The sequence below is a fragment of the Peribacillus sp. SIMBA_075 genome (assembly GCF_046534585.1).
In genome coordinates, this window is record NZ_JAWRYN010000025.1 from 58152 (window position 1) to 70050 (window position 11899).

The following is an 11899-nucleotide window of genomic DNA, read 5'->3' on the forward strand; positions in this document are numbered from 1 at the left end:
ATTGATTTTTTCACCCTAGTAATCAAATTTTTATAGGAACTAAAAAAATTTGACATTGAACTATTTAATCCACTTAAAATACTAAAAATTCATTGGTAATTGCTCAGTTGTATTTAGTAAAGAGGTATCTGGTTTCACAAACACCCACAATATAGCTGCAATAAACACAGGGATTACCGTTACTCCTAAAGTGATATTCCAACCAAAGTTTTCTGCTGACCATCCACATAATAACGGTGATACAAATGCTCCTAAATTCCCCCATAAGTTCATCCAACCTGAAACTGATCCAGAAAAGTTTCTCCCTAAGTCTGTAGCTGCGGCCCAAGAACACACTACTGTGAATCCGAGTGAGCCCAAGCATAATGATAACCACAAAACATTCATATATGGTGATACTGTCATAACAGCCAGGTACATTGAAATAATAAATACTAATAAGCCTGATATTGCTAAAGAGGATCTAGATATTTGTTTTGAAAATCCTTTATGCACTAAGTAGTCGGAAAGAATACCACCAGACATTACAGTTATCAGAATTGCCAACCATGGTAGGCTTGCAGCAAATCCCATTTTACTTAATGAGAATCCCCTATCTTCCAATAGATAAGTAGGTAACCAAACTAAAAAGAAAGTAATAATATATAAAACAACAAAATACTGCACTCCTAACGCCCAAAATTGAGAGTTTTTCAGAAAATTACTCCAAGGTGCCCTTACTTTAGCAGTTTCAACAATTTCTCTGTTTTGAAGTATATATTCTTTTTCTTGTTCATTAACTAATTTGTGAATTTCAGGATAGTCCCTGGCAATAACGTACCATACAGCTGCAATCATCATTCCTAAAATACCAAAAATGTAAAATACAGCTTGCCAGCCAAGGTATTGATAGATATAAACCGTAACGATAGGGGCTATAACTGGTCCAAAATATGAACCTGCCAATAAGGCACTAGAAGCTCTAGCTTTTTCATCTTTTCTAAACCAGTTTGTATTAAATACGGCGTTAGATGGAAACATTGGTCCTTCACCTATTCCAAATAAGAATCTCACTACATACAAAAGACTGTGAGATTTCACTAAACCTGTAAGACCTGTAAATACTGACCACCAAATAAGAGAAAATGCAATCATTTTCCTTGGCCCAAACTTTTCCGCCAAAAGTCCAGCTGGAATTTGAACTAACGCATAACCTAATGAGAATAATGATGCAAGCATACCAAACTGAACTTTATCCAATCCTAAATCATCCATCATAGGCTTAGCTATTATAGAAATATTTGACCTATCCATGTAAGCGATTACACCGATGATAAAGAAAAACAGTGCAAGTCCCCATCTAACCTTTGTTGGCTTCTTTTTCAAAATCTCCCTCCCCTTAATGGATAATAGAATCATGATATTTAATTTTTTCTGCTTAACTACGGATTTGAATTTCATACTCAAAGTTTTCACCAACGTAAAGCATCTCTTCATCCATAACAGCAACCGCTACCGCCCAACTTTGATCTTCATCAACTGTGAAAACGTTACTATTATTAAAGATTAAATCAAACGTTTGATTCGATTTTTTTTCACCAACGATCTCCCAGTAGAAAACTCAACCATTACCCACCTATTGGATTTTCTGTTCTGCTTTCAGAGAGAGGAATACTGTTACTTTGACTATTTCGGACAAATAATACTGAAATAAGAGAGGCGATACAAAGAAATACTAAAAATAATGCTAGCGGAACCCAAGAATTATGGTAAGCGCCCACTAAAATAGTCGCAATCATTGGAGCAGTTCCGCCAAATAATGCAGAGCCTGTTTGATAACCAAGTGTTATTCCTGTATAACCAACATTCGTATTAAACATTTCAGTAAACATTGTACCAATAGTCGCAGCAATTGGAGGCCATAGAATTCCTAAGCCTACTATTGAAATAACGTATAACCAAGGAGTGGATTGTAAGGAAAATAAATAAAAGTATGGAAAGGCAAAAAGAGTAATTCCGATTGTACCAATAAGAAAAACAAGTTTACGGCCAATTTTATCAGACAACATTCCCATAAATGGCATGCAAATTGCTGTAACAATTGTTGCAACAGTAATTACATTTAACGCTGTAGTCCTTGGAAAACCTTGTGTTTCCGTAGCATAAGATATGAAAAATGTGGAAAATAAATAGAATGGGCCCACTTCAACACATTTTGCACCTAAAGAAATTAAAACCGCTTTCCAATGATATCGCAGTGTCTCAAAGAGTGGAATTTTTACGACGTTTCCTTTTTCTTTCTCTTCTTTGAAGGCTGAGGTTTCCTCAATCCCTTTTCGTATCCAAATACCTATAACAACCAAAATCGCACTTAGGATAAATGGCACTCTCCATCCCCATGATAGAAATTGGGATTCAGGAAGTAAACTCATTAATGAAATAGAAAATGTTCCAAGTAACATCCCAAGAGGGATACCCATTGCAGGAAAGCTTCCAAAAAAGCCACGTCTTTCTTTAGGGGCAGATTCAACCGCTAGGAGTATTGCTCCTCCCCATTCTCCGCCAAGTCCGATACCTTGAACTAGACGAAAGAAAACAAGGAGGATTGGTGCCCAAAGCCCTATCATGCTATATGTTGGAAGGAGTCCAATACATACTGTAGAAACTCCCATTAATAAAAGTGAAAGCACGAGAGTATTTTTCCTGCCAAACTTGTCTCCCAAATGACTAAAAACAAGCCCGCCAAGAGGTCGTATAAAAAATGTAATGCCAAATGATGCATAAGCAAGCAATAAACTTACAAACGGATCATCATTAGGAAAATACAGTTTATTAAATACAAGTGCAGCAACGGTTCCATAAAGAAAAAAATCATAAAATTCAATAGTACTACCAAGTAAACTCGCAAATAATATCTTTTTTGATTTCTTGTCCAGTTTCTTTTTCCCACTCAATTTAACACACCTCCGAATTAGTTATATTTCTGGATGTGGTTTCTTAGATGTTTAAGAATTATCAAGATGGCCTTCTGATAATTCTTCCACATTTTCTTTAATAGAAGGTAGAGAGCCTGACTCTTACCTCTCGTATTGCTTTCCCATCCGTAATCATCTTGAACATGAGTTAATGAGCTTTTAATTCAATATGTATTATGTATAATGTATTGTGTATACACAATACATTATAGAAATACAGTCAATAAAGATAAAAGTCGTTCTGGTGAAAAAGTTTAAAGACAATCGCCATTTGTTCTCAACCGTGGACATATTGATATATCAGCCTAAGCAAAGTTGTTTATCGGTATATCCAAATTTCCATGAAATCTCGAGTGCTGCACACTTAACCTTTTTAACCAATGGAGGCAATAACTCCTTTTCATAGTTCACCTCAAGACCTGCAACACTAATGCCCGCTATGATATAACCTTTATGATCAAAAATAGGAGCGGCTACCGCAGATATATAATTTTCAAGTTCCGAGTGACTGACCGTAAATCCCGTTTTTCGAGTCTCTTCTAGAAGAGTACGAAGTCTCTCATTAACTGTAATCGTTCCAGATGCGATCGACTTCAGTTCGGTTTGCTCTATATATTGTTCCTGTTCATACTTCGGCTGAAAAGCGAGAATAACACGTGAACACGCTCCGGCATAAAGCGGCATTCTCCGGCCAATTGCCGTATTAAGCCTTACACGCTGTTTTGTATCCAGTTTTTCGATGCAGATTGCCTCTTTGCCATCTTGTACGATGAGATTAACAGCTTCCCCTACCTTAACATGAAGTTTTTGCATAATCGGTAAAGCTACTTCTCGAATATCGAACCGTTCAGCTACTAAATGGCCAAACTGAAGAAATAACAGCCCAAGTGAATACTTTCCATCTCTATCTTTATCGAGAAGCCCCATCACTTCAAGTGACATCACCATTCGAAAAACGGATGTTTTCGGTATCCCTGAAAAATGTACGATTTCTTTAAGACTTAGCTTTGAATGAGTTAAGAAAAGAGTAAGGATATCCATTGATCTGACGACTGTCTTATTTTTGTTTTGCATGAGTTTACCCTCCTTAACAAAACAAAAGCGCTTTTTTAAGTAAGCTATACGGTCTTTTTCAAATAACAGGGAACAGAATCATCGCCATATTTAGAGACCAGTACGCTCCACGTTCGGATTCAAATCTTTTCAAAACAACTTTAACTATCAAACTTAAACAATAATCCTGCCATAAACAGTTTAGCTGAGTATTTTGCCGTATTTCCCTTCATAGAAGGTTAGTGGTGCCCCTTCGCTAATGTCGAGTTCAGTTACTTCTCCAATAAAGAGTGTATGGTCCCCAGCTATTTGTTTACTATGGACCTTACAGACGATGTTTGCTAAAGCATTTTTTATTACTGGAAGTTCATTTATCCAGCCAAATTCAATTTGGCGATTATCTTTAATCTGCCCTGCAAAATGCATGGATAACTCTTTTTGGGCATCTGACAATATATTTACAGCAAATTTTCCAGATTCATTAATTTTATCTAGCATTTTAGCATTTTCGCCTATGGATATGATAACCAACCTTGGGTTAAGGGAAACTGACATAAATGCATTCGCCGTCATACCGTGTGCTTCATTTTCTAAAAGTGTCGTGATCACTGTTACTCCTGTAGCAAATTTCCCCATCGCATTTCTAAAATTTCTATCATCCATCATTTTATAACCTCCTTAAAATTTGCACTGCACTGAGACTTTGACTCAAAAGGTATCTGTTTTAAAAATTTAACCGTCACTTCTTCCGCAACACCTCCCTTCAGCATTTCTATAACTTCACCGCTAATTTCATCATTTTTCCTGCTGGACCCATATCTTATAAATAACCCCTGACAAGTTTTGTTCCAGGTTTTGATTTCTACACGATATACACCTGGTGCTGGCAGGATATACTTATTTTCGGTATGGAACTCCATATTTTTCTTTTTATCGTGTTTATGTCTATTTGAACCATAAACGACCCCTTTAATTTCAAAATGATGTCCCATATAGTAAGGAACAAGGTGGACATCTCCGTCCCTTACTATCTTCCTGATTATGGTTGAACTTATTTTTTCGCCATTATGTACCTGTTTTGAAATCACGGTTACATCAAAAGGATTATTTATACTCATTTTTTGCAAATAATCAGCAGTCCCTTGAGCTTTTTTACCAAAGGTAAAGTCAAAGCCCACAACTAAGTGTTTAGCTTGAAGACCTAAAACATATTGTTTAATAAAATCAGATGGCAAAAGGGAAGCAAATGATAAATTAAACTTTATGACAAAAAGTTTATCCACCCCAATGGCAGCCATTCTTTCAATCTTTAAAGCCAGGGGAGTAATATATCTCCAATCTTTCTCCAATTTGATTACTTCATTTGGATGTGGATCGAAGGTCATCGCGGTGAATTTAAGATTGTTCTTTTCAGCTATTTTCTTGGTTTGCATTAACAGAGATTGATGACCTAAATGAATACCGTCAAAAAAACCTAATGCCATTACATGAGGCTCCCTTGGATATAGGGATCCCTTTAGTGGATGTGTTAAATGGTAAACTTCCAACTTGCTTCACCTTCTCCGTCATTAAGTTAATAAAATTTTGTCAAAGGGGAAAAAATGGTGTTGTCGATTTTATTTAATGGAATACTGGACTTCAAAAACCTTGCATCCGTTTGCTAACCAAGGACCAAGTTTCGTTTCCAGTGGACGGGTACTACCCATTCATGCGGAATCAACAACTTTCCAATAATCTTGAATGTGCACTCATTTTTTAACGATTAAAGGGTTCTGTGTAATGAATTCTGTATACATAACCCATCACACAGAACATTCACATACCTGCTTCCTGTGATACCCAATTATCAATTTGAGCATTCAGCACTTGATCCCTGTGGAAGAATATATCAGAGATAAAAGGCTCCTCGTTATTTGATGTCACGAGAAGCCATTTGATGGATTGCCATATTGCTATAGGAATGCAGAATCCCTGTACATGCCTCTTTATTGTTCCGTGGAGTAATAGCGGACCTCGAAAATCTTACAGCCATCTGGTGATTTCCACGGTCCGTGTTCCATACCTGGAGGGCGGCAAGCAACCATTCCTGCTGTAAATTCCTCATTTAGACGTAAATCGATTAAAGATCCTTCAATAATATATAATTCTTCCCAAAAATCATGGACTTGCACGCCATTGGGAGATGTATCTGTCCCTGGACCGTTATGAAGAATTCTTGTAGCGACCCCTGTAGTAGGGTCAGAAGCAATGATTCTTTCAGAAAGGCTCTTAACTTTACTAAAAGGCTGCGCTTCAAAAGTGGTATGATCGACAAATTCATGTTCTTCTTTTTTCTGATCTGCATAATAGCGAACTTCGAAAATCCTGCAGCCATTAGGTGATTTCCATGGACCATGCTCCATCCCTGGAGGACGGCATGCAACCATTCCTGCTGTAAATTCCTCATTTAGACGTAAATCGATCAAGGATCCTTCAATAATATATAATTCTTCCCAAAAATCATGGACTTGCACGCCATCAGGAGATGTATCAGTACCTGCTTCCAGTTCAAGGATACGAGTTGCTACATTAGTATCTGGAATCTGAGCAATAATTCGTTGAGATGCACCTTCTACAGTTTTTGAAGGAACGGCCTCAAAGGTTTTATACTCAACAAATTCCAACTCTGGTTTTCTATCAATTTTCATTTTTGATTTTTCCATTTCAAACTACCTCCGCATCCACTAAAATATGAACCTGATAATTCAATTGAATTTTGTTATCTGTTAAACGATCATATAATTCTGCTGAAAATGCTTCCCCATAAATGAATTCGCCATTTATAATCGGTAATGTTCCGCAAAACACAATCATATCCTCACTATCATAGCCACGTTCTTGGATAATTTTGAGCAATTCTTCAGGATGCAAGAATTCTCCTAGCTTGCCTGCTTGATACTCGTTTTTCACCCCATCGATGATCATCCAGCTTCTCATTTCAATGTCATCCCATCGATCTTTTACGTCATCCAAGGCCCAAAATTGTGTTGAAATAGGTTTGCTGCATACTTGTTTGGATTTCTGAATAGACACTTTTTCAAGCCCGCGGTCCGTGTGGTCACTGCCTAGCCCTAAATACCATTTCCCTTCAATTTTCATGATGACCACTTCTGCTTCTCCGCTGCTGCTTTCTTGGATAACTGAAATTGAGTTATTTGTCGTAATGAGATTTGTTGAAAGATCGTAAATCATCGGAACTTGTGGAGGAGCCGGAACGCCGATCTCCTTCAATTCATCAATATGTTTTTTTACAGATTCCTGGTCTTTTCCCGTATAGCCGGCAATAAGCAATCGTTTAGGGTCTGCAACAATATTTCTTCCACAAACATTAATATTTATCAACTGAATTCCTCCTGCCTATCTAATACCCGGTGCTTCAAATTAGGGAATACATCACGAATTTTAGCAACCTGAGCCGGATCAATCTCTGTTTTAATAATAGTTTCTTCATCTCCTCCAGCAGCCACAACAATCCCCCATGGGTCAACCACTTGACTATGGCCAGCTAAAAGGACGTCATTAGTATTTCCAACACAATTACTCGAAATCAAGAAACACTGGTTTTCCAATGCCCGAACTGAATTGAATAATTTCCAATGCTCCAGTCTTCTATGCGGCCAAGCAGATGTAACAAGAAGTAACTCTGCTCCTAAATTCACTTCTGCACGGTACAATTCAGGAAATCGCAAATCATAACAAGTTGATAAGCCAACTTTCCCGAATTCTGTATCGACTACAGTTGTTTCATTTCCTCTCGTCAATATTTGACCTTCTTTTGAACCATAACGAAATAAATGCATTTTTCGATAGGTTCCTATTAGTGTCCCATCCGGAGAAAATAGAACACTTGTGTTGTAGTACTTTCCATTATTTTTTTCTATAAAACTACCTGCAAATATATATGACTTAACTTCTTTGGCCTTTGCGGAGAAACGTTGGACAAAATCGCCATTCAATTCTTCTGATTCGTCTATATAGCGATCAAAAGAAAAGTACCCCGTTGCCCACGTTTCTGGTAAAACGATTAAATCTTGTCCTTTTAATCCATCAATCATTGACTCCACACGATCTATGCGAGCAGATTTAGACTCATTATCTTTAATCTCCAATTGTATCGATGCTATTTTCATTTCTGACCACCCTTTCATTTATATTTTTTATATTAGTTCTTCCACTTGAGTGGGAAGTGAATAGCTTCCTAAAAATTTATCCACCATTTGAACCGGCTCATCATAGCCGTAATTTCTAAATGAAAAGCCTTTCGTGACGAAAGGTGCACCATTATAGAACATTTCATACTGTTGATGCCTGCCACCGAATTCTGAACCAATGATATCCCATACTAACTTAAATAGTTTAATTTTCTCCTCAGCCCCAACTCCCGTAGAACGTATATATTGATACATATCATCTTTCGTTTCAGGATTGATGAGCTCTTTATATGAGGATGGTAATTGTAAAACGCCTCCACCGCATAACTCCCGTAAAATTTTAATAGTGGAAGCATAGATGGTTTCCTGTTGACCGACTACACCATAAAGAAAACGTGGATCTGGTCGTGCCACACCGTTTTTGTCGATGATACAATTATATTCCGAAGCTAAAAGATTACCTTCTACAGAAGCTGCAATAGAAGCGAGTTCCCCTAACTTCTCTTGGACTGATGGGATTTTATCAATTCCATTCATCGCAGAAACTTTTCGGGCAGCACCAATCAAAAATTTCAATTTATTGCTAAATCTAATTTGCGCTTGATTATTGCCTAATACGTGAGCTGGTGTTTCATGGAACTGAGCTCTCACGATGTCAATATTTTTGTAAACGAAAATATCTTGCCAAGGAATAAATACATCGTCAAAAACAACTAATGAATCACTTTCATCAAAACGGGAGGACAATGGGTAATCAAATGTGCTTGGTGATTTTTCAGCATAGCCAGGCCTCGCATAAAATTTTAATCCTTTTGCATGAATCGGCAGGACAAAAGACAAAGCATAATCTTCATCACCAGGTCTGAGTGGTGTAAGGCAACTTACAAATAAGTAATCGGATACGGCTGATGCAGTACCAAGCATTTGAGAACCTCGAACAATAATTCCATCCTCCCTTTCCTCGTACACTCCAACTGGGAGAAATTTATCTTCCTGCTCATGAGCTGCTTTACTTCGATTAATTTGTGGCGGAATAATAACGTATGTTACATATAGATCTTGATCTCGCACATGTTTATAGAAATTCAAAACATTATTTCCATAACCTTCTCCTCCACGATCAAACACTTCCGGTGAACTGGCAAAAGCAGCTAAAAAGCTGGCAACGTGATCAGGGCTTCTTCCTACAAAACCACAAGTTGCTTCTGACCATTTAGAAATCGCCAATCTTCTCTCTTTAAGTTCTTCCCGACTCCTTGGAATCATATAAATTTTATTTGCCAGTGTACCGTCCTCAGTTCTGTATGTCATATTCTGAGATTCATCTGATGCTAAATCGTATAAGCCTGCAATGGTATCTGTAATTCCTGTAAAAGCTGGATGGTTCGTCACATCCTGCACTCGTTCCCCATTTATGTAGATCGCTCTATCATCTTTCAATGTCTGTAAATATTCTTTACCTGTTCTAACCAAACCTAATTCCCCCTATATGTTTGAATAAGTTCATGTTTTAAAAACAAGAAACAATTTAACAGCGAACCTTTATTGTATTATGTGTTGTGTATTATGTATTGTGTATACATTAAAGGTTTTGCATTTCCTCTTTGCAATTAAGGTACTGACATTATATATTGAATTTTCATGTTCATATCCTTTACTCTTTTACCTATGAACGTTAACAACTTGTACTTTTACTTCTTGATGGTTGCAAACTTAAGCGTTTTAATGAATTGTGATTTGCGCTCCATAAAACAAAAGGTCATGAATCTTTTCCACTACTACTTAAATAAGATAGAAATTTTCAACGATATATTATCAGGTTTTCCAATTTGGGCATTGGAATAACAAGACAAAAGGTAAACGCTTTCAATTCCAATAAACTATAGACTTACCTCTGACTGATCACTCATTGTTTCAGCGATAAGACTTACAATTTATAGCAAAAGATCAGGAAAAGGCATACGAAAGAATTTTCCTAAGACTTTTGCTATAAACGTGACAAAAGACTTGGTTTGACCTTGCAGTATATCTTCTATTTCATAGGCTGAAGTTGATTCTAAACCCTTATTTTTTATCCCTAGAAATGTAGTAACTACCTTTTACTAGGAGCAATCCCCCCCTTCAAGCATTTGATAGAAAATCAGGAATTATCAACAATAATTAATGTTTCTTTTGTTTTTTCTAAATGGTTTAAAATCGCCTGTGAAGCTAGTTCGGGATTATTTTCTTCTAAAGCCTGGATAATCTGGTTATGTTCCATCAAAACTTTTTTCATTCTCCCATACTTACTGACTGCTTTTAAACCCATAAGCTGAGTAAGATTATGCAGATTGTTCAAAACTTGCTCTATTATGGTGAAGTTCGCTAGTCTTGTCAGCGAGAGATGAAACTCATGGTCTAGACTTATAAAACTAATGGCATCATCATTTTGCAATGCTTCTTCTTGTTGCTTTAGAATTAATTTAAGTAACCCCAGTTGTTCAGGTGATGTAATTTCTTCTGTTAGCTTTTTCACCGATTCAACTTCAATAGCACTTCTTAGTAAAAAGATTTCATCCTGTTCCTCTGGTGTAATCTTTCTTACCGTTAATCCCTTCCTTGGAATAGAAACAAGTAATCCTTCCTTCACCAAATCTTGAATAGCTGCCCTTACCGGCGTTCTTGAAGTATCTAACCTTTCTGCTAATTGAACTTCTGTAAATATTTCATCACCGGTAATACCACCAAATAAAATCGCTTTTTTAATTTGCTTATAAACTTTATCCTGCGTTGTTTTTTCCTTTTCGATTGGTTTTAAATGGATTCCTGCCATGTTAATCCGTCCTTTTTGATAAGTCTTTTCAATATGAATAATTGAAATCTATATGATTGGGTTAAAACTTAATATATGTTATGTATACATAATACATAACACTCAAAACATAAGTCAATAATATTTTTTATATTTTTCTGAATTTTACAAACCAACCTATATCAAAAACCATAATTTAAAAAGCCGCCAATTGACGGCCATCATTTAGCTCTAACTCAAGATTCTAAAGTTTGAACAATTAATACAAATAACCTTGATAAATAAATAGGAAGAGCATGTTTTGAAAAAAATTGATCAAAACATACTCTTAACATATTCAATTGAATGATACTTTTATAAAAAAAGAAGTTTGATCATTAACGCACCCGTAATTGAAGAGAAAATTATTGTTCATATTTACTCATTGTTTGTCCTTATTCCACTTATATGGAATTCCCGACCATTTATATAACAGAATAATCAAGAACATTATTAAACAGACCATTATGTTATCAATCCAATTAACCTCTTTGTTAGCAATAAATTTCCAAACGGTTAATATTCCAAAATATATTAAGGGAAACCTGATGCTTTGCTTAAACATAATATCACCGACTTCATTCAGACTTTTTCTACAAATTTTTATTATTCAACTATCCTGCCCCTATAGTTCCGTAAGAAAAAGGGAGCCGCGGTAACCTCCCTTATTGAAGTAAAGCACCCGTTTGTTCTATTAGAAAAGCGAACCTTATTAAAGAATCGCGCCCTTTTGTGGAACAAGAACCGGTTGACATAAAGCTAATTTTAGGAAGTTTCAACTATATTCTTTTCCGATTTTTACTGGTATAATATGGATGATTTTGTTAATGAGAGGGGAGAAAAAGATGAATCAACTTGTATTTAAGCAATTT

The 11899-nt window shown here is 36.3% G+C and carries 10 protein-coding genes; all 10 read right to left on the reverse strand.

What is annotated here, in order from left to right; translation table 11 throughout:
• Positions 1 to 81: 81 nt before the first annotated feature.
• The 10 genes from SB775_RS17510 to SB775_RS17555 all read right to left on the reverse strand — a co-directional run bounded on the left by SB775_RS17510 (position 82) and on the right by SB775_RS17555 (position 11009).
• Positions 82 to 1365 (reverse strand): MFS transporter, encoded by a 1284-nt coding sequence (locus tag SB775_RS17510; protein WP_410862477.1) that lies wholly within the window; start codon positions 1363 to 1365, stop codon positions 82 to 84.
• Positions 1366 to 1607: 242 nt separating this feature from the next.
• Positions 1608 to 2933, reverse strand: coding sequence for an MFS transporter (locus tag SB775_RS17515; RefSeq protein WP_410862479.1), 1326 nt, complete (start codon positions 2931 to 2933; stop codon positions 1608 to 1610).
• A gap of 321 nt (positions 2934 to 3254) precedes the next feature.
• Positions 3255 to 4028: an IclR family transcriptional regulator gene (locus SB775_RS17520; RefSeq protein WP_410862480.1), complete on the reverse strand. Its 774-nt coding sequence runs from the start codon at positions 4026 to 4028 to the stop codon at positions 3255 to 3257.
• 180 nt (positions 4029 to 4208) lie between these two features.
• Positions 4209 to 4670: a flavin reductase family protein gene (locus tag SB775_RS17525; RefSeq protein WP_057275883.1), complete on the reverse strand. Its 462-nt coding sequence runs from the start codon at positions 4668 to 4670 to the stop codon at positions 4209 to 4211.
• Positions 4670 to 5491: a bifunctional riboflavin kinase/FAD synthetase gene (locus tag SB775_RS17530; RefSeq protein WP_410862481.1), complete on the reverse strand. Its 822-nt coding sequence runs from the start codon at positions 5489 to 5491 to the stop codon at positions 4670 to 4672. Before SB775_RS17530 ends, SB775_RS17525 begins: the two co-directional genes overlap by 1 nt.
• 501 nt (positions 5492 to 5992) lie before the next feature.
• Positions 5993 to 6709: a cupin domain-containing protein gene (locus tag SB775_RS17535; protein WP_105718789.1), complete on the reverse strand. Its 717-nt coding sequence runs from the start codon at positions 6707 to 6709 to the stop codon at positions 5993 to 5995.
• A 1-nt stretch (position 6710) separates the two neighbouring features.
• Positions 6711 to 7388 (reverse strand): DUF2848 family protein, encoded by a 678-nt coding sequence (locus SB775_RS17540; RefSeq protein WP_410862483.1) that lies wholly within the window; start codon positions 7386 to 7388, stop codon positions 6711 to 6713.
• Positions 7385 to 8176 (reverse strand): carbon-nitrogen family hydrolase, encoded by a 792-nt coding sequence (locus SB775_RS17545; RefSeq protein WP_410862484.1) that lies wholly within the window; start codon positions 8174 to 8176, stop codon positions 7385 to 7387. The genes SB775_RS17540 and SB775_RS17545 overlap by 4 nt, the downstream gene beginning before the upstream one ends.
• A 27-nt stretch (positions 8177 to 8203) precedes the next feature.
• Positions 8204 to 9670: a 4-hydroxyphenylacetate 3-hydroxylase family protein gene (locus tag SB775_RS17550; protein WP_410862486.1), complete on the reverse strand. Its 1467-nt coding sequence runs from the start codon at positions 9668 to 9670 to the stop codon at positions 8204 to 8206.
• Between the two features lie 667 nt (positions 9671 to 10337).
• Complete coding sequence (locus SB775_RS17555; protein WP_410862488.1) at positions 10338 to 11009, reverse strand: GntR family transcriptional regulator; 672 nt, start codon at positions 11007 to 11009, stop codon at positions 10338 to 10340.
• Positions 11010 to 11899 lie beyond the last annotated feature (890 nt).

What these genes read in the sequence shown, in the direction of transcription:
- SB775_RS17520 (WP_410862480.1), bottom strand. Translation starts at nt 4,028, where the DNA reads ATGCAAAACAAAAATAAGACAGTCGTCAGATCAATGGATATCCTTACT.
- SB775_RS17525 (WP_057275883.1), bottom strand. Translation starts at nt 4,670, where the DNA reads ATGGATGATAGAAATTTTAGAAATGCGATGGGGAAATTTGCTACAGGA.
- SB775_RS17530 (WP_410862481.1), bottom strand. Translation starts at nt 5,491, where the DNA reads ATGGCATTAGGTTTTTTTGACGGTATTCATTTAGGTCATCAATCTCTG.
- SB775_RS17535 (WP_105718789.1), bottom strand. Translation starts at nt 6,709, where the DNA reads ATGGAAAAATCAAAAATGAAAATTGATAGAAAACCAGAGTTGGAATTT.
- SB775_RS17545 (WP_410862484.1), bottom strand. Translation starts at nt 8,176, where the DNA reads ATGAAAATAGCATCGATACAATTGGAGATTAAAGATAATGAGTCTAAA.
- SB775_RS17555 (WP_410862488.1), bottom strand. Translation starts at nt 11,009, where the DNA reads ATGGCAGGAATCCATTTAAAACCAATCGAAAAGGAAAAAACAACGCAG.